This is a genomic window from Actinoplanes sp. NPDC049118, assembly GCF_040648555.1.
GTDB lineage: Bacteria > Actinomycetota > Actinomycetes > Mycobacteriales > Micromonosporaceae > Actinoplanes.
On record NZ_JBEZDY010000021.1, the window covers coordinates 48,407 to 67,738 of the forward strand.

At 72.3% G+C, this 19,332-nt stretch carries 13 protein-coding genes and 1 tRNA gene; 9 read left to right on the forward strand and 5 right to left on the reverse strand.

The window, feature by feature from the left end; translation table 11 throughout:
• Positions 1-58 precede the first annotated feature (58 nt).
• The 7 genes from AB0B58_RS29445 to AB0B58_RS29475 all read left to right on the forward strand — a co-directional run bounded on the left by AB0B58_RS29445 (position 59) and on the right by AB0B58_RS29475 (position 9,702).
• Positions 59-2,530 carry a S8 family serine peptidase gene (locus AB0B58_RS29445; RefSeq protein ID WP_360230120.1) on the forward strand — a complete coding sequence of 824 codons (2,472 nt, stop codon included), beginning with the start codon at positions 59-61 and terminating at the stop codon, positions 2,528-2,530.
• A 271-nt stretch (positions 2,531-2,801) separates the two neighbouring features.
• A complete protein-coding gene (locus AB0B58_RS29450) occupies positions 2,802-4,238 on the forward strand; it encodes a gamma-aminobutyraldehyde dehydrogenase (protein ID WP_360230122.1) in 1,437 nt (478 codons plus the stop codon).
• A gap of 18 nt (positions 4,239-4,256) precedes the next feature.
• On the forward strand, positions 4,257-5,381 hold the full coding sequence (locus AB0B58_RS29455) for an ABC transporter ATP-binding protein (protein WP_360230124.1): 1,125 nt from the start codon (positions 4,257-4,259) through the stop codon (positions 5,379-5,381).
• Positions 5,381-6,634: a spermidine/putrescine ABC transporter substrate-binding protein gene (locus AB0B58_RS29460; RefSeq protein WP_360230126.1), complete on the forward strand. Its 1,254-nt coding sequence runs from the start codon at positions 5,381-5,383 to the stop codon at positions 6,632-6,634. The genes AB0B58_RS29455 and AB0B58_RS29460 overlap by 1 nt, the downstream gene beginning before the upstream one ends.
• 4 nt (positions 6,635-6,638) lie before the next feature.
• Positions 6,639-7,502: an ABC transporter permease gene (locus AB0B58_RS29465; protein WP_360230129.1), complete on the forward strand. Its 864-nt coding sequence runs from the start codon at positions 6,639-6,641 to the stop codon at positions 7,500-7,502.
• On the forward strand, positions 7,499-8,308 hold the full coding sequence (locus tag AB0B58_RS29470; RefSeq protein ID WP_360230131.1) for an ABC transporter permease: 810 nt from the start codon (positions 7,499-7,501) through the stop codon (positions 8,306-8,308). The genes AB0B58_RS29465 and AB0B58_RS29470 overlap by 4 nt, the downstream gene beginning before the upstream one ends.
• Positions 8,309-8,310: 2 nt before the next feature.
• The gene (locus tag AB0B58_RS29475; RefSeq protein WP_360230133.1) at positions 8,311-9,702 is read left to right on the forward strand and encodes an FAD-dependent oxidoreductase; all 1,392 of its coding nucleotides are present in this window, start codon (positions 8,311-8,313) and stop codon (positions 9,700-9,702) included.
• A gap of 360 nt (positions 9,703-10,062) precedes the next feature.
• On the opposite strand, the gene AB0B58_RS29480 is transcribed toward AB0B58_RS29475, so the two are convergent.
• Entirely contained in the window at positions 10,063-10,638 is a 576-nt protein-coding gene (locus tag AB0B58_RS29480) for a hypothetical protein (RefSeq protein ID WP_360230136.1), read from the reverse strand.
• Positions 10,639-10,706: 68 nt separating this feature from the next.
• Between AB0B58_RS29480 and AB0B58_RS29485 the strand changes: the two genes are divergently transcribed.
• Positions 10,707-11,555, forward strand: a complete 849-nt coding sequence (locus AB0B58_RS29485; protein ID WP_360230138.1) for a hypothetical protein — start codon at positions 10,707-10,709, stop codon at positions 11,553-11,555.
• Positions 11,556-11,679: 124 nt separating this feature from the next.
• A complete protein-coding gene (locus tag AB0B58_RS29490) occupies positions 11,680-12,570 on the forward strand; it encodes an MHYT domain-containing protein (protein WP_360230140.1) in 891 nt (296 codons plus the stop codon).
• A gap of 51 nt (positions 12,571-12,621) precedes the next feature.
• Here the strand turns inward: AB0B58_RS29490 and AB0B58_RS29495 are convergent.
• The 4 genes from AB0B58_RS29495 to AB0B58_RS29510 form a co-directional block, all read right to left on the reverse strand.
• Positions 12,622-12,697 (reverse strand) — tRNA-His (locus tag AB0B58_RS29495).
• A gap of 111 nt (positions 12,698-12,808) precedes the next feature.
• Entirely contained in the window at positions 12,809-13,399 is a 591-nt protein-coding gene (gene orn, locus AB0B58_RS29500; protein WP_360230142.1) for an oligoribonuclease, read from the reverse strand.
• Positions 13,400-13,687: 288 nt separating this feature from the next.
• On the reverse strand, positions 13,688-17,338 hold the full coding sequence (locus tag AB0B58_RS29505) for a hypothetical protein (RefSeq protein WP_360230144.1): 3,651 nt from the start codon (positions 17,336-17,338) through the stop codon (positions 13,688-13,690).
• 144 nt (positions 17,339-17,482) lie between these two features.
• Positions 17,483-19,225: a copper resistance protein CopC gene (locus tag AB0B58_RS29510; protein WP_360230146.1), complete on the reverse strand. Its 1,743-nt coding sequence runs from the start codon at positions 19,223-19,225 to the stop codon at positions 17,483-17,485.
• Positions 19,226-19,332: the final 107 nt, after the last annotated feature.

The following is a 19,332-nucleotide window of genomic DNA, read 5'->3' on the forward strand; positions in this document are numbered from 1 at the left end:
TGCAATCAACTCCGCTATGTCATCGATGGGCAACGATTAGTCAGCACCATTGGTCGGCATGGGAAAGAGACTCATCGCTGTCGCCCTCGGCCTGATCATGCTGGCGGCCGGCCTGGCCGGCACCCCACGATCTGCCTCGGCGAGTGACGGAAAACTCGATCCACGACTCCGGGCGCAGCTCGCCGACGGGCCCGCGACCTTCTGGGCGGTCCTGCGCGACACACCCGGCCCGGCCGCCGCGCGCGGCAGCGCCGCGGTCTACCGCGCCAAGACCGCGGCCGTCGACCGGCATCAGGCCGGGTTGCGCCGGCTGCTCAGCGAGCGCCGAGCGCCGTTCACCCCCTATTGGATCGTCGACACGATCCGGATCACCGGCGACGCCGGCCTCGCCGCCGAGGTGGCCGCCCGGCCCGAGGTGAGCGCCGTGCTCGCCGATCGGGTGATCGAGATGCCGCGGCCCGCACCGGGCACCGAACGCGCGCGCGTGCAGGACGTCGAGTGGAACATCGCCCGGATCGGTGCGCCCCGGGTCTGGTCCGAGCTCGGCAGCCGGGGCACCGGCACAGTCGTCGCGAACATCGACACCGGCGTGCAGTTCGACCATCCCGCCCTGGCGGCGAGCTATCGCGGCCGAGCGGAGGACGGCGGCGTCAACCACGACTACAACTGGTTCGATCCGAGCGCGATGTGCGCGGACTCGGCACCCTGCGACAACCACGGCCACGGCACGCACACGATGGGCACGATGGTCGGCGTGGACATCGGCGTCGCGCCCGGCGCGAAGTGGATCGCCGCCAAGGGGTGCGAGACCTCCAGCTGCTCGGCCGGCGCCCTGCTGGCCGCCGGGCAGTGGATCGTCGCGCCCACCGACCGGGCCGGGCGCAACCCGCGGCCCGATCTCGCGCCCGACATCGTCAACAACTCGTGGGGCGGCTCCGGCTCCGATCCCTGGTACCAGCAGATCGTCGCGGCCTGGGTCGCGGCCGGGATCTTCCCGGCGTTCTCCGCCGGCAACGCCGGGCCCGGATGCGCCAGCGGCGGGACGCCGGGCAACTACACCGACTCGTACTCGTCCGGCGCGCTCGACAGCGCCGACACCATCGCGGGGTTCTCCAGCCGTGGCGGCAGCGTGGACGGCGAGGTCAAACCCGACATCGCGGCGCCCGGCGTGGACGTGCGCTCCAGCGTTCCCGGCGGATACTCCTCCTTCAGCGGGACGTCGATGGCCTCGCCGCACACCGCCGGGACGGTCGCCCTGCTCTGGTCGGCCGCGCCCGGCCTGCGCCGGAACATCGCGGCCACCCGGCAGTTGCTGGACCTCACCGCCACGGACACCGCCGACACCACGTGCGGCGGCTCCCCGGAGGACAACAACGTGTACGGCGAGGGCCGGCTGAACGCGTACGCGGCGGTCTCCCGGGCCGGCGACCCGCCGCCGAGCGCGACCATCGGCGGGACGGTGAGCGGTCCCGGCGGCCCGATCGCCGCGGCGCCGGTCTCGCTCGTCGGCGCCGGGACCTCCACCCGTACGGACGCGGCCGGGCAGTACCGGCTCACGGCGCCCGAGGGGCACTACGTGCTGCGCGTCAGGCCGGCGTGGGGGTGCCTCGGCGGCGAGGAGCGGCAGGTCGACGTGGTCGGCGAGGTCCGGGCCGACGTTGTGCTGCGGCCGCGGACGGACGCCGCCGGGCACTCCTGCGGCGCCGACGACTCCACCTATCCCGCCGGCACGCAGCGGGTCGAGGTGACCGGCGACGACACGGCGGCCGAGATCGCCCTGCCCTTCTCCTTCGATCACTACGGGACCTCTTACCGCCAGGCGTGGGTGAGCAGCAACGGCGTGCTGAGCTTCGCCGGACCGGACACCGGCTTCCTCAACCGGGCGCTGCCCGACGCCGCCGCGCCGAACGCCGCCCTGTACCCCTTCTGGGACGACCTCTTTCTCGACGACCAGTCCGGCGTCTACACGGCCACCACCGGGGAGACGTTCGTCGTGGAGTGGCGCAACGCCGCGTTCTTCGCCGATCGGACGCAACGGGTGTCGTTCAGCGCCGAGCTCCGCGCCGACGGCTCGGTCACGTACCGGTACCGGGGGCTGGCCGGCGTCCTCGCCGACGGCCGGAGCGCCACTATCGGCATCGAGAACGCCGACGGCCGGGACGGGCTCGCCTATGCGCAGGACGCCGCCGGCGCCGTCACGAACGGCGGGGGCGTCGCCTTCCGGCCGCCGCCCGCCATCGAGGCGCGCTTCCACGTGACCACGCCGACCACCTGGGGTCAACAGGTCCTGCTCGTCGGCAACCTCCCGGTGCTGGGCGGCTGGAATCCGGCCGGCGGCCTCGCGCTCGACCCCGGCGGCTACCCGGTGTGGTCCGGTGCGACCGGCCTGCCGCCGAACACCGCGGTGGAGTTCAAGTACGTGATCCGCAATCCGGACGGCTCGATCGTCTGGGAGGACGGCGCGAACCGCACCACGGTCACGCCGCCGACCGGCCGCTTCGAGACCCACGACACGTTCAACCAGCGCTGACGGACCGGTAAGGTCCGGGAAAGGTCAGGATCGGGGCCCGCGGCGGATGCCGTCGCGGGCCCCGATCGTGCGGTCGGAGGATCGGGTGCGGAAACCGGGCGATCCCGGCCACTCCACGTCGGATTGCGTGGCCGGCGGGATCAATCACATCTGATTCCGTTTCATCTTTGCAAAATCCTTCGGATTCCCTTGTTTTTAGGGCTTTGACTATGTCAAGGTCCACCTCTTCGTGTGGGGGCCGTCACAGCCCCGAGGCGGGAGGCCCATCTCCGTGAGCACCGACCTACCGGTCCTCCGCAACTTCGTCGGCGGGTCCCATGTCGACCCGGTCGGCGGGGAGACCTCGCCGGTGGTCGACCCGTGCACCGGCGAGGCGTACGCCTACGCCCCGGTCTCCTGCGCCGAGACCGTCGCCGCCGCGATGACCTCGGCCGAAGCCGGCTTCGAGGCCTGGCGCGACACCACCCCGGCCGAGCGGCAGCGCGCCCTGCTGCGGATCGCCGACGCCGTCGAGGCCCGGGCGGACGAGATCATCGCCGCCGAATGCCGCAACACCGGCAAACCGGTCGAGGCGACGCGGAACGAGGAGATGGCGCCGCTCCTGGACGAACTGCGGTTCTTCGCCGGGGCCGCGCGGGTGCTGGAGGGCAGATCCGCGGGCGAGTACCTGCGCGAACACACCTCGTGGGTGCGGCGCGAGCCGATCGGCGTGTGCGCGCAGGTCACACCCTGGAACTATCCGATGGTCATGGCCGTGTGGAAGTTCGCGCCGGCCATCGCGGCCGGCAACTCCGTGGTGCTCAAGCCCTCGGACACCACCCCCGTCAGCACACTGCTGCTCGCCGAGATCGCCGCCGAGTTCCTGCCCCCGGGCGTGCTCAACGTCGTCTGCGGCGACCGGGACACCGGGCGGGCCCTGGTCGCGCACCCGACGCCGCAGCTCGTGTCCATCACCGGCTCCACCCGGGCCGGCATGGAGGTCGCCGTGGCCGCCGCCGCCGACCTCAAGAAGGTGCACCTCGAGCTCGGCGGGAAGGCACCCGTGGTCGTCTTCGACGACGTCGACGTCGAGGCGGCCGCCGCGGCCATCGCCGGCGCCGGGTACTTCAACGCCGGGCAGGACTGCACCGCGGCCACCCGGGTCCTGGTGCACGGCCGGATCGCCGCCGACTTCACCGCGGCGCTGGCGGAGGCGGCCCGGCAGACGCGGGTCGGCGGCCCCACCGACCCGGACGCGTACTTCGGGCCGGTCAACAACGCCGCCCAGCTGGCCCGGGTCCGCGGCTTCCTGGACCGGACCCCCGACCACGCCCGGGTCGTGACCGGCGGCGCCCGGATCGGCGACCGCGGCTACTTCGTCGAGCCGACCGTCGTCGCCGGCCTGCGACAGCGGGACGAGATGATCCAGGACGAGGTCTTCGGGCCGGTCATCACCGTCCAGGAGTTCGCCGACGAGGAAGTCGCCGTCCGGTGGGCCAACGACGTTCGTTTCGGGCTCAGCGCCAGCGTGTGGACGCGCGACCACGGCCGGGCCATGCGGGTCTCGCGCCGGCTCGACTTCGGCGCCGTGTGGATCAATACCCATCTGCCCTTCGTGTCCGAGATGCCGCACGGCGGCTTCGGCCACTCGGGGTACGGCAAGGACCTCTCGATGTACGGCTTCGAGGAATACACCCGGATCAAACACGTGATGAGCCATCTGGGCTGAGAGGTACGAATGTCCATCGTGAACGAAGACCCCGGCGACGACGCCGCCCGGCCCGCGATCGAGCTGGCCGGCGTGCACAAGGAATACCTGTCGCACGGCGAGAAGGTGCAGGCCGTGCGCCGCCTGGACCTGACCATCGGGTCGGGCGAGTTCTTCTCCCTGCTCGGACCCTCCGGCTGCGGCAAGACCACGACGATGCGGATGATCGCCGGCTTCGAGGAGCCCACCGGCGGCACGGTGTTCCTGGACGGCAAGGACGTCACCCGGGTCTCCCCCAACAAGCGCGACGTCAACATGGTCTTCCAGTCCTACGCCCTCTTCCCGCACCTCAACGCGTACCAGAACGTGTCCTTCGGTCTGGAGCGCAAGAAGGTCGACAAGGGCGAGATCCGCCGCCGGGTCGGCGAGATCATGGAGATCGTCTCGCTGACCGGCATGGAGAAGCGGGCGCCGCGGGAGATGTCCGGCGGGCAGCAGCAGCGGGTCGCCCTGGCCCGGGCGCTGGTCAACCGGCCGCGGGCGCTGCTGCTCGACGAGCCGCTCGGCGCGCTCGACCTCAAGCTGCGCCAGCAGATGCAGGTCGAGCTCAAGCGCATCCAGCGCGAGGTGGGCATCACATTCGTCTACGTGACACACGACCAGGGCGAGGCGCTGACGATGTCCGACCGGATCGCGGTCATGGACGCCGGGCGCATCGACCAGCTCGGCTCGCCGCGGGAGATCTACGAGAGGCCGGCCACCCGGTTCGTCGCCGGCTTCATCGGTACGTCGAACCTGCTCGACGGCAGCATCGAGAGCGTCGCGGACGGCGTGGCCGTGCTGACCTACGGCGACGGCGAACGGGTGCTGGTGCCGATGTCCGGCGAGATGAAGGCGGGCGACGACCTCGAGGTGTCGGTCCGCCCCGAGAAGATCGACCTGTCGCGGGCCGAACCCACCGGTACGGGCGGCAGCGTGCTCACCGGCGTCGTGACCGACGTGGTCTACCACGGCACCTCGACCAACTACACCGTGAAGACCTCCGCCGGCCCCGACCTCGTGGTCTTCGACCAGAACGCGTTCTCCGCCGAGGACCTGGCCGCCCCCGGCGACCGGGTGTTCCTCACCTGGAGCCCCCAGCACTCGTACCCGATCGGAGTCTGATGAGTCAGCCGTTCTCCCCCGACCCCGCCCTGATCCGCGGGATGACACAGCGGCGGCTCGGCCGGCGTGACGCCCTGCGCGTCTCCGGCCTGACGGCCTTCGCCATGGCGCTGTCCGCCTGCGGCGTCAAGGGCACCGGTGCGGCGAAGCCGAGCGCCCCCGCGCCCGACGCCGTGGCCAAGTACTGGGCCGGCAAGACCAGCAACGGCAAGGTCGACTTCGCCAACTGGCCGCTCTACATGGACCCCAAGCAGCCCGAGCTCAAGAAGTTCACGGCGGCGACCGGGGTCAAGGTGAACTACCAGGAGGTCATCCAGGAGATGGGCCCCTGGTTCGCCAAGGTCCAGCCGCAGCTCGCCGCCGGCCAGTCCATCGGCTACGACCTGATGGTCATCACCAACGGCATCCAGTTCAAGCAGTTCGTGGACTCGGGCTTCCTCGCGCCCCTGGACCACTCGAAGCTGCCGAACTACGTGGCCAACGCCGGCAAGGCGTACGCGAACGAGGCCTTCGACAAGGGCAACGTGTACACCATCCCGTGGACTTCCGGCATGACCGGCATCGCGTACGACCCGAAGAAGGTCAACCGGCCGATCACCAAGCTCGCCGACCTCTGGGACCCGGCCTTCAAGGGCAAGGTCGGCATGTACTCCGACACCCAGGAACTGGGCAACTTCGGCATGATGGCGCTCGGCATCGACCCCGCGACGTCGACGCCGGACGACTGGCGCAAGGCCGCCGCCAAGCTCAAGGAGCAGAAGAGCTCCGGCATGGTCCGTAACTACTACGACCAGAGCTACGTCGACGCGCTCGGCAAGGGCGAGGTCTGGATCACCCAGGCCTGGTCGGGCGACATCTTCCAGAAGAACGTCTCCGACGGCACGGACTTCAAGTTCGTCATCCCGGAGGAAGGCGGCACCATCTGGACCGACAACTTCGCGATCCCGGTGACGGCGCAGAACCCGCTCGACGCGATCAAGCTGATGGACTTCTTCTACGAGGTCGAGAACGCGGCGACGCTGGCCGAGTACATCAACTACGTCTGCCCGGTGCCGGCCGCGCAGGAGCAGATCAAGAAGGACGCGGCCAAGCTCTCCGGCGACGACAAGGCGGCCATGGAGGCGGTCGCCGTCAGCCCGCTGGTCTTCCCCGCGCCGGCCGACTACGCGAAGCTGCACTACTACCGGGACTTCAAGACGGTCGCCGAGCAGCAGGAGTACCAGAGCATCTTCGAACCGATCGTGCTGGCCTGACGCCGTGTCCCGGACCCGGCGCGTGCTGGCGCCCTACCTGCTGATCCTGCCCGGCGGCCTCTGGCTGCTGCTGTTCTTCGTAGTGCCGATGGTGACGATGCTGTCCCTGTCGTTGCAGCAGGGCGACATCGTCTCCGGGTACGTCTTCACCGGCCACTGGCAGACCTATGTGGACGCGATCTCCAACTACCGCACCCAGCTGGTGCGCTCGCTGATCTACGGGGCGATCACCACGGTCGTGCTGATCGTGCTGGCGTTCCCGGTCGCGTACTGGATCGCCTTCTACGGCGGGCGGCGCAAGCCGACCTACCTCTTCCTGCTGCTGCTGCCGTTCTTCGTCTCCTTCGTGCTGCGGACCATCTCGTGGCGGCAGATCCTCACCGACGAGGGCATCGTGCTCGGCCCGCTCAAGCAGATCGGGGTCCTTCCCGACGGTTTCAACATCCTCGGTACGCCGGCAGCGGTGATTGGCGGCCTGGTGTACAACTTCCTGCCGTTCATGGTGCTGCCGGTCTACGTGGCGCTGGAGCGCATCGACCCGCGGGTCGTCGAGGCCGCCCGGGACCTGTACGCGGACCCGGCCACCGCCTTCCGCAAGGTGATCTTCCCGCTGGCGCTGCCCGGCGTCTTCGCCGGCGTGCTGATGACCTTCGTGCCGGCCAGTTCCGACTACGTCAACTCGGCGGTGCTGGGCAGTTCGTCGACCACGATGATCGGGCAGGTCATCCAGTCGCAGTACCTGGTCAGCTCCAACTACCCGACGGCCTCCGCCCTGTCCTTCACGCTGATGGCGGTGCTGCTGATCGGCGTCTTCGCCTACGCGAAGGCCCTCGGCACGGAGGACGTCATGAAGGTGGCGGCACGATGACCCCGTTCGCTTCCCGCGGGCCGCGGATCAGCGGCGGCCGGGCGCTGCACATCTACACCTGGGTGATCATCGCGTGGCTGACGCTGCCCGTGCTCATCATGATCTTGTTCGGCTTCAACGACACCCCCGGCCGCTACAACCAGACCTGGGAGGGCTTCACCCTCAAGTGGTACGGCCGGGTCTTCGCCCTGGACGAGCTGACCAAGGCGCTCGTGATCTCCCTGGTGGTGGCGCTGCTGACCGCGGTGATCGCCGGCGCGCTCGGCACCGGCATCGGGTATGCCCTGGGCCGCCACCGGTTCCGCGGCTCGGGCTCGGTCAACCTGATCATGTTCGCCACGATGTCGTCGCCGGAACTCGTGATGGGTGCCTCGCTGCTGACCCTCTTCGTGTCGCTCGGCGTCGGGCTCGGCGTCACGACGATCACGATCGCGCACATCATGTTCTCGATCTCGTTCGTCGCGGTCGTGGTGCGGGCCCGGGTGCTGACCCTGGACCGCTCGATCGAGGAGGCCGCCGCCGACCTGGGCGCGAGCCCATGGACGACGTTCTGGCGGATCACCTTCCCGATCATCCTGCCCGCCGTCGCCTCCGGCATGATGCTGGCCTTCGCCCTGTCGATCGACGACTTCGTGGTCTCCAACTTCACCGCGGGCACCACCACCACGTTCCCGCTGTGGATCTGGGGCGCCACCCGGGTCGGCCTGCCGCCGCAGGTCAACGTCATGGGCACGCTGATCTTCATGGCGGGCGTGCTCATCGCGGTGGCGGCCAGCATCCGGTCCCGGCCGGGGAAGCGTCCCTGACCATGACGAACCGGTCGCTCGCCGACGCGATACCCGAGCCGTACTGGCTGGGTCAGGCCGGCGCGCCACCGGCCGCGGAGCCCCTGCACAGCGTGGAATCCGCGGACCTGGCGGTGGTCGGCGCCGGCTACAGCGGGCTGTGGACGGCGCTGCTCGCCAAGGAACGCGACCCCGGGCGCGACGTGGTGATCATCGAGGCGGGCACGGCCGGCTGGGCGGCGTCCGGGCGCAACGGCGGCTTCTGCTCGGCGAGCCTCACCCACGGGTTCGACAACGGGCTGAGCCGGTTCCCCGACGAGATGGACACGCTGGAGCGGCTGGGGCGCGGCAACCTCGACGAGATCGAGGAGACCGTCCGGCGGTACGGGATCGAGTGCGACTTCGCCCGTACCGGTGAACTGCAGGTGGCGACGGCCGAATGGCAGCTGCGGGAGCTGACCGCGTACCACGACGAGGCGGCGGCCCGCGGCCTGGACGTGCGGCTGCTGGACCGGGAGCAGGCACGGGCCGAGGTCGGCTCCCCCACCTACCTCGGCGGGGTCTGGGACCGCACGGGCTGCGCGATGATCGACCCGGCCCGGCTGGTCTGGGGCCTGCGCCGGGTCTGCCTCGACCTCGGTGTGCGCATCTACGAGAACTCACCCGTCGAGCGGATCGCCGCGGTGCCGGGCGGGCTGCGCCTGCGCACCTGGCGGGGCCGGGTCGACGCGGCGCGGGTTGCGCTGGCCACCGGGGCGCACGTCGGCCTGCTGCGCCGGCTGCACCACTACGTCGTGCCGATCTACGACTACGCGCTCATGACCGAGCCGCTGACCGCCGGGCAGCTCGCGGAGATCGGGTGGCGGCACCGGCAGGGCGTCGGCGACGGCGGCAACCAGTTCCACTACTACCGGCTCACCGCGGACAACCGGATCCTCTGGGGCGGCTACGACGCCATCTACTACCGGGGCGGGCGGATCCGCCCGGAACGTGATCAGCGCGAGGCCACCTTCGCCGTGCTCGCCGACCATTTCGTACAGACCTTCCCGCAGCTGGCGGACGTGCGATTCACCCACAAATGGGGCGGCGTGATCGACACCTGCAGCCGGTTCAGCAGCTTCTTCGGTACGGCGTACGGCGGGCGGCTGGCGTACGCGGCCGGCTACACGGGCCTCGGCGTCGGAGCCACCCGCTTCGGCGCGAACGTGATGCTGGACCTGCTCGCGGACCAGCCGACCGAGCTGACCGCGCTGAAGATGGTGCGCCGCAAGCCGATCCCGTTCCCGCCGGAGCCGGTCCGCGCCGGCGTGATCGAGCTGACCCGGTGGTCGATCGCGCGGGCGGACCGCCACGAGGGCCGCCGCAACGTCTGGCTGCGCGCCCTCGACCGGGTCGGCCTCGGCTTCGACTCCTGATCACCGGGAGCTCGGGCACCCTCGAGGTCTGATCACCCCTGACCGCCCGGATCGGTCTGAACGGATCAAGGGGCGCCCGGCACAGTGTGTGCGTCATCTCCCCGGCGCGCCGGTGTTCCGCGCGCCCGACCCGAGGAGCCGTCACACGATGCGCCGACCACACGGTGCCGATCCGCTGCCGCCCACCGCACCCGGCGTGCTGAGCCGACGGTCGTTCCTGGTCCTCACGACCCTCTTCTCCGCACTGGCAACGACCGGATGCGGGCTGTTCGACGACGAGGACGAAGGCCCCGTGGCCGACTCCGACGTGCCGTTCGGCGTGTGGCAGCAGATGCGGACCGCGGTGCGCGCAAGCCCGGATCACGTGTCGGCGGCCGCCGAGCGCGTCGTCGCCGGCCGGGACCCAGAGGCGATCCTCGGATTCGTCCGCGACCAGATCGTCGCGTACCCGGCCGCCGGCCGGCTGTCCAACCTGGTCGACGAGGTGCGGTGGGGCGTGCGCGGCACGCTGCGCGGCGGTGCCGGCTCCGCCCGCGACAAGGTGGAGACCCTGGCCGAGCTGTACCGGCGGGCGGGCTTCCAGGCCGAGGTGGTGGTCGGCACGCTGGCCGACGACGTCGACGTCGCGAGCCTCTTCCGGCCGGTGCGGCGCTCCTTCGCGCCGACCGCCGACAAGAGCGCGATCGACCGCTGGCGCAAGGCCATCGGTACGGCGCCGACGTCGACCGCCGAGGATCGCGCCGCCGCCGTACGCGATGACGCCGAGGCCCGGGCGGACCTGGCCCGGCAGCTGACCGCGGCGCTGCCGTCGCGGCGGGCGGCCGAGCCCGAAGGCCTGCGCAACCGGCGGGTACCGCTGGTCAAGGTGGTCGTGGACGGCCGGGAGACGTTCGCGAACCCGCTCGTACCCGGTGCCAGGCTCGGTGCGAGCCACACCGGCGGCCGCCCGTCCCGGGCGACGCGGGCGCGGCTTGCCGTCGATCGTCCCCGCGCTACATCCGCCGATGTCCCCGGAGGGGGACCTGACGTTCGAGACCGGGCTGCGCGCGGTCCTGCACGTGGACCGGCCGCAGTTCGGGACCGGCCGGGTACGGCGCGCGGACGTGCTGCCGTGCACCCGATGGTCGACCCTGGGCACCGACCGGGTGGGTGCGTTCGACCGCACGCTCGAGCGGTCCGCCGCGCTCGCGGTCGCCGAGAGCGTCGCCTTCCGGACCAGCACGTGGGGCGCGCTGAAGGGCAAGCGCCTGACCGTGCTCCCGAAGGGACCGGTACGCAGCGCGCAGCTCGCCACCCTGCCCGAGGCGTCCCAGGCTCAGTGGCGGGCGCTGCTCGACGACTGGAAGGACTACGACCGCCTGTTGCCCGCCGACGGCACCCCGGTGGCGTTCTGGGCCGTCGACCCCGACACCGGCTCGGTGCTGGGAGTGCTCGCCGACGGCAGCGGCGGCGGCGCCACGAACGACGTCGAATGCAAGATCTTCGAGGAGAAGGCCGTCCTGTCGCTGCTGGGCATCCTCGGCGGGGCGTTCGGCTTCGGCGCCATCGGCGTGTTCGCGTCCTACGCCAAGGCCATCAGCGCGCAGATGCTGCGGTACGCCCACGTGATCGAGAACCTCGACAAACCGGGCGTCGCGGAGCTGGCCCAGCAGGCGTCGGAGGCCTTCTACGACGAGGCCAAGGGCGTCGCGTGCGACCTGATCAAGCCCGCGGTCCTCGACACCGTCGGCACCCGGGTCCTCGGCGAGGAGATCGCCGCGGCCGCGGGGAACATCGACGGTTGGCTGGACGTGGCCGGCCTCGCGATGCCCTGCCCACCGTTGACGTCGCTCGGAGAGCCACCGTCCTGCTGAATACCACGCCGAACAGCCGATGGGACACCGGCCCATCGGGCGCAAGCTCTCTCACATTCCTCTGCCGAATTCTCCGCGACCAGGCACGATGCCTCTATACGCCGATCAAGGGGGTTAACCGGGGATGGCTGAGATCCATCATTTCGAACACGGCTGGGTCACCCCGGCGGTGAGCTACACGCTGTCCGTGCTCGGCTCTCTGCTCGGGCTGATCTCCGCCTCGCGGGTGCGTACGGCGCACAGCGCCGGCTGGCGTACCTGGTGGCTCACGCTCGCCGCGGTGGCGATCGGCGGCACCGGCATCTGGACCATGCACTTCGTCGCGATGCTCGGCTTCAGCGTCACCGGCCTGCCGATCCGCTACGACGTGGGAGTGACCGCGCTGAGCGCGGTCATCGCGATCCTGGCCGTTGGCACCGGCCTGTTCATCGTCGCCCGCGGCAACAGGACCGGCGGCGTCCGCTTCGTCGTCGGCGGCCTCTTCGCCGGCCTGGGCGTGGCCGCGATGCACTTCACCGGCATGTACGCGATGCGCCTGGACGGCACCATCGACTACCTGACCAGCCGGGTCGTGGCCGCGGTGATCATCGCGGTGGTGGCGGCGACGGTGGCGCTGTGGCTCGCCATGACCGTGCAGCGCCCATCGGCCATTGTGGCGTCGGCGCTGGTCATGGGCGTCGCGGTCAACGGCATGCACTTCACCGGCATGTCCGCCATGTCCGTGCGACCGGACACCGGCACCAGCACACCGTCCGGCGCGACCGCCGGCACGCTGCTCATCCCGATCGGCCTCGCGGTCGTCTTCGGCGTGCTCGGCCTGGCCTACGCCCTGATGGCGGCCCCGACCGACGAGGACCGGGCGGCCGCGGCCTACCTGGCCTCGCGCCTGGAGAAGAACGAGCCCACCGCGCAGGCACCGGGCGGGCCCGCGCAGGTGCCGGCCCAGCGGGCGAACGGCCAGCGCATGCCGTCGACCAGCGCGGCCTGGACCTTCCGCGACCGCGAGAACCAGTAACGGGGAACGACAAAGGCCCGCTCATCGGAGCGGGCCTTTTCGTTTGACGCGTGGGGTGACCGACGGGACTTGAACCCGCGACCCCCGGGACCACAACCCGGTGCTCTACCAGCTGAGCTACGACCACCATGCCGCCTTGCCGTGGAAGGACTCCCGCGGCGCGTGCCGGACAAGCATAGCGGCAACACCCGCCCGGTCGTCGACCGGGTTACCGCGCGGCGTTCCTCGACGCTTCGCCCTACAGCTCGGCGGCGATGGCGCGGGCCTGGTCGACGTCCGGGCCCGGCAGCGGGACGAAGACCGTGCGGCGGTAATACTCCAGCTCGCGGATGCTCTCGCGGATGTCGGCGAGGGCCCGGTGTGCCAGGCCCTTCTGCGGCTGGCCGAAGTACACCCGCGGGTACCAGCGGCGGGCCAGTTCCTTGATCGACGAGACGTCGATCATCCGGTAGTGCAGGAAGTCGTCAAGCGCCGGCATGTCGCGGGCGAGGAAGCCCCGGTCGGTGGCGATCGAGTTGCCGCACAGGGGCGCGGTGCGGGGGTTCGGCACGAACTGCCTGATGTACGTCAGGACGGCGTCCTCGGCCTCGGCCATGGTGACCGTGGACCTGCGCACCTCGTCGGTGAGGCCCGACTTGGCGTGCATCTCGCGCACCACCTCGGGCATCGCGTCGAGGGCCGCGTCGTCGGCGTGAATGACGAGGTCGACGCCCTCGCCGAGAATTTCGAGATCGGGTCCGGTCACCAGCGCGGCCACCTCGATCAGGGCGTCCTTGCCCAGGTCGAGACCCGTCATCTCACAGTCCATCCACACCAGAAGATCCGCCACAGGGCCAGCCTACGCGTCGCCCGTCTGGCGCGTCCCGGCGTCTCCTCCACCATCCGCGCGGGGCGCAACACCCGCACGGGGCCAGTTTCACCCTAGATAACCCGTATTCGGGATAGGGCTACCCAGTTCCGCCTAGCAGGGTTTAAACTCTTCTTAACGGACGAAACCCCCTTTCGGTTACTCCGTTCCCCCGGTAAAGGGCCCTCCGCGTCGGCAGCGCGGAGGGCCCTTTCGGTTGTTCTCGTGGGCGGCCGCGGCCGGGTGGCGACCGCCCCGGTTCTCCCCCGGCTACTCCTCGGTCTGCTGCTGGCGCGGGCCGCCCTTGCGGGCCGGGCGGGTGAGCTTGATCGGTGGTTCCTGGGTCGCGGGATCCGGCGTCGGCAGGCCGGAGGCGGTGGTGGTACGCCGGCGCCGGCGGGCCGCGGCGTCGCCGCCGAGCAGTTCGGCGACCTCCGCCTTGTAACCGACCAGCCGGGACAGGGAGGTCTCGGCTCGGCGCTTCGCCGGCCTGTCGTCGGCGTCCGTCTTGGCCTTCGCCGCCCGGGCGGCCCCGGCCAGGTCGCCCTGCTGGGCGGCGGCCTTCGGCTGCTCGGCCTTCGGTTGTTCGGCCTTCGGCTGCTCGGCCTTCGGCTGCTCGGCCATCGGGCGGAGGCCCGCGACGCGCTGCTCGGCGATGTGCGGGTCCGCCTTGGACGCGGACCGGGTGGCGTCGGCGGCCGCGCCCACCGGGTTCACCGGCCGGGCCGGCGGGTGCTGGGCGTCGCGCGGCTGTTCGGCCGCCGGGCCGGTCCGCGGGGCGGCCGGGCTCGAGGAGCGGATCACGCCGGGCCCGCGGCCCGCCTGGGCCGGCTCACGGTCCGGATCCGTCGGACGGGACGGGCCGGGCACCGAGGGCCGGGGAACGGGCGGGCTGGTCGGCGGCGTCGGGCTCGGTTCGGTCGGCGCCGGCCGGGTCGGCGTCGGCGCCGTGTTCCGCGCGGTGGTGCGTGCCGGCGTGGCCGCCTTCGCACCGGCCGGAGCCGAGGTGGCGGCCGGGGGCGCGGCGGCGGGCTTCGCACCGGCCGGAGCCGGCGTGGCCGCCTTCGCGCCGGCCGGCGGCACGACGGCCCTGGTACCGGCCGGAGCCGGGGTGGCCGTCCCGGTGCCGGCCGACCCGGACGTCGGCGGCGCGACGTGGTGCGGGGTGGTCGGGTTGGCCTGCCCGCCCGACCGGCTCGGGCCGGTCGACTGCGCCGGCGCCGGTGTCGCTCCGGCGGCGCCCGCCACCGGCGGCGTCTTTGATGCCGCGGTGCGGGGCGGCGTGGTCGGCGCCGATCGGCTCGGGTCGGGCTTCGGCGCCTGCCGCTCCGCCGGAACGGCCGAGGGCCGCTCCTCGCCGGGCCGGCCGGTCCTGGGCGGCATGCCGGCGGCCGGGCCGGCGCCCTGAGCCGGACCGGTGGCCAGAGCCGGACCGGCGCCCTGAGCCGGACCAGTGGCCAGAGCCGGACCGGCGCCCTGAGCCGGACCGGTGGCCAGAGAGGAGGCCTGCACCGGTGGGCGGGTCCCCGAAGCGGACCGGGCCGGGACCGAGGTCCCGGTCGGCTTGGGGGCGGCCGCGCGGGTCACCGGCTTGTCGTCGGCGCGGGGCGTGCCGGCCGCTGGGGCGGGGTCCTTCGCCGGGGTCTTCGGCAGGCCCACGCGACCGGAGTCCGCGCGGGTCAGGCCCGTGGCCGCCCAGTCCGGCGTGGAGGAACCACCGAACAGGGCATTCCTCGGCGTCGCGGCGGCGGGGCGGGCGGCCTTCGCTCCCGCGGTGGATCCGGAGCCGGCCGCGTCGCCGGAGACCGCGGGAGCGCTGTCGCCGCCGGACGCGGGGGCCACCTTCGGCTTGGCCGCCTCGGCGGCCGGGCGAGCGGATGCCGCACTGGCGGATGCGGCGCTCGCGGCGGCACTGGCGGATGCGGCGCTTGCTGCGGCGCGGGCCGCCGCTACACCGGCTGCCGCCGCGCGGGCGGCCGAGTCCTCGACTGTGGCCGGAGCCCCACCGGCAGCCGCCCGCGATGCGGCCGAACCGCCGTCGGCTCCACCCCGGGGCGCTGAAGATGCGCCCCCGGCAGCAGCCTGAGAAGCGGCCGTCCCGACTTCGGCTGTGGTCCGGGGTGCGTTCGACGCGGCCTTGGCGGCCTCTTTGGGCGTGGTCGGCCCAGCGTTGGCGGCCTCCTTCGGCGCGGCAGGCCCAGCGTTGGCGGCCTCCTTCGGCGCGGCAGGCCCGGCCTTGGCGGCCTCCTTCGGCAGGGTCGTCGCGGCCTTGGCAGTCTCCCTCGACGGCGACGGCGACGGCGACGGGGGCGGCGGCGACCCGGCCGAGGTGGCGGCGATTCGGGGCGCGGTCTGCCCGCCGGCCGGAGTTGCGGCGTCGGGAATCGGCTGCAGGCGCGAGGCCACGGCGGCGATGACGTTCGGCTCTTCGGATTTCGCGGCCGCGGCGGCCGGTCCCGGACGCTCGGCGGTCCCGGCTCCGGCCGGGGCAGGGCCCGCCGGTCCGGCTTCGGCGGCGGGGTCACTGAGGCCGGCGGGCACCGGCGTGGACTTGGCGGCCGTGTCCGGGCCGGCGGTCTTCGCGGTCGAGCCGGCCGGCGCCGCCGTGGTCGCCGGCTTGCGGGAGGCGCTGAGCGCCGCCTCGGCGCGGGCCTCGGTTTCGCGGGCGCGGACGGCCGCCGTCTCCGCCACCCACGCACCCACCGCGGACGCCTGGAAGATCGGCAGGTCGGTCGGCTGCGGCGCCGGGCGGCGCCGCCCCGGACGGTCGGTCATCCGGCCGAACAGCGGGTCCGCCGGCGAGATCAGCAGCGCCGGCTCGCCCGTGGACTCCCGCGCCGAGTCGGAAGCGATCAGGCTGAGGGGCTCGCCCGGCGCCGGCGAGACGGCGGCCGGAGCCGCCGCGGCGGCCGAAGACCCGGTGGTGGCAGACGCGGCGGCCGGGGACGCCTCGGCCGAGGATTCGGCGGCCGAGGGGTCGGCGGCCGGCGAGGTGGCGGACGACGCGGCGACCGGCGCGGTCCCGGCCGAGGTCGCCGCACCGGAGACCGGCGTGGACGGCATCGGGATGACCGCGCCGCGGCCGGACGACGGCGAGGACGAGGAGGGCGGCCATGTCGGCGGCCGGGAACGCGGCTGCGAATCGGCGAGGGTGCGCGGCCGGTGCGTGCCCGCGTGCCGCCCGCCGCCCGTGCGGCTCAGCGGCAGCGGCGCGCCGATCGCCTGCATCAGGTCGGGGACCTGGCTCGGCTCGACGACGTAGACCACCTCGCGGCGCCGGGACGGCCAGCCCAGGACGATCATGCCGATCATCACCAGGAGGCTGCCCAGGATCAGCAGGGCCCAGGTCACCTGGTTCAGCCACGCCGGCAGGATGGCCGCCGTGCTCTCCAGGCGGACGCCCGGCTGAGCCGCCGGGTTCATCAGCACCAGGCTGTAGTCGGTGTCGCGCAGCGCCGCCGGCTTCCAGTCCAGGGTGCCCTCGCCCGACTTCAGCCAGAAGGACTGGCGGCCCGGCAGCTGCTGCGGAGCGACGGTGCCGGGGCGCAGCTCACTGGTCACCGGCAGCGCGCCCGTGCCGAGGTCGATCGAGGAGACCGCGATCTGCGGTACGTCGGCCAGGTAACGGCTCACGTCGGCCGCCGGGGCGATGCCGATGAACACCGGCTTGCCGCCGGATTCCGCGGTCAGTCGCAGACGGGTGTCGCTGAGGCGGGCGAACGGCGCGTCCTTCTCGAGCAGGCCGTCGAAGTCGTCCACCACGACGGCATAGCCGGACGTGGCCACGCGCTGCATGTCGCCCGTGAAGGCGCCGTCCGGGTCCCGGTGCTGCATGGCGGCCCAGAATGCGGCGCCCGCCAGCAGCGTCGGTAGTCCGACGGTCAGCAACAGCATGCCGAGGATCGTGCGGAACACCCGCATCTCGATCTCCCTCTTCTCGGTGGTACTGCGCAGACCATACAGACCGAAATAACACCAAAATGGATAAATCGTTACTTAGGCCCCGAGAGGTATGACGATGGCCCGGTCTGCGTCCGCAGACCGGGCCACCAGGGAGTACGCGAGCTAGGAGATCTTTACCGTCATCGTCAGCGTGGATTGGTCGATGTCGCTGGTACGCACGGTGAATTTGAGCGTCCATTCCCCCGCAACCGGCAGCGCGATGTCCCCGATAGCGTGGAAATCGGTGATTCGCAACAACGGCACCTCGATCGGCTCGATGCCCTTGGCCGGCAGCGCCGCGGTGGCCGTCCATTCCACGACCGGCAGCGGCTTGTTGTCCAGCGTGTACGCGTACAGGTGCAGCGAGTTGTTGCCGACGGTCGCCGGAAACACGTCCACCTGTAGCGACACCGAATCGTCCGCGATGGTCTTCGAGATCGTCGTGGACGTACCGGCGCTCTCGGCCGCGGTGGCCGTACGCGGTGGCGGGATCTGCACCAGCGCGGCGGTCACGCCGAGCACGACCGCCGTGACGGCCAGTTCGGCGATCACCACGCGGCGCAGCAGTCCGGGCCCGGACTCGGCGCGACGGCTGCGGACGAGCTTGCGCGAGAAGGCCGCCATCGCGATCACCACGCCGGCCAGCCCGATCTTCACCAGGATGAGCCGGCCGTAGGTGCTGTCCACGAGGCCCTTGAGCGACGCGACCTCGATCAGCGCCTGCACCGAACCGGCGATGATCAGCGCGGCCACCGCGGTCGCCGCCCAGCGCGACCAGATCGGCAGGATCGCGCCCAGCTCGCGCTCGTCGGCCAGGCGCAGCAGGAAACCGACGAGCATGACCAGCCCGCCCAGCCAGACCGCCATGGCGCCCAGGTGGATCGCGTCGACGACGACGGAGACACCGGCAACCGGCGACGCGGTCGGGTGCCCGGTCAGTGGCCACGTCGCCAGCGCCGCCACCCCGAGCACGCCGAGCAGCGCCAGGTCGGCCTTCGACCCGCCGCCCTCGCCGTTCAGCAGCGGGCGCAACAGGAAGGCCGCCGCGACCACCACGCCGAGCCGGACGAGCATGACCGCGCCGAACGTGCTGCCGAGCACGTCCCGCAGGTCCGCGCCGCTGACCTCGAACAGCCCGGATCCGGTCGTGTACGGCGCCTGCAGCCAGAGCGCCAGCACCGTGCTGCCGAGCACCAGAGCGATACCGGTCCACACGAGCCGGGCCGGGCCGCGGCGCGGCAGCCGGTGCGGCCAGAGCAGTGCGAGCACCAGGACGGGGCCGACGAGCAGCACCAGGCCCACGTACCCGAGGTACTTGCCGACCGGGATCAGGCCGCGCACGACCGGGTCGACCGAGTCGGCGCCCTCCGACTCCGTCGGCGGGGTGGAGGCCGCGCCGACGGAGAAGGTCAGGCTGCCGGCGACCGGGTGGCTGTCGGCCGAGACGACCCGGTAGCTCACCAGATAGGTGCCGCGGCCGCCGCCCGAGCGCAGCGGGATGACGACCGTGTTGCCGGTCGCCTGCGGCTCGCCCTGGTCCGCGCGGCTGCCGTCCGGGGCGAGCACCTGGATCTTGCCGGAGATCAGCTGCACCGACTCGCTGAAGGTCAGCGTGACCTTGTTGGGCGCGTCCGGGACGATCGTCTCGGCGGCCGGGTCGCTGGCGACCAGGGCGGCGTGGGCGGCCGCCGGCGCGGCGGGCCCGAGCAGGACGCAGAACAGCCCGGCCAGCAGCCCGAGGGCGGCGGCGAACAGCCGACGGGCGCCCGGCCGGCCCCGCGCCGGGACGGGCCGGCGACGGTCGTCCGCGGGCGGGGCCGCGTACGGCGCGAGTCGGTCAGCGGCCCCGGGCAGATCAACGTTCATGCGCGCAATGCTCCCCGATGGCTCGCCGAGCCCCGCAGCGCGGTCGCATGCGAGGCGGAACGTGAGGACTAGAGATTGTCGTCGACTTGGTGACGATAGTTCCCAGA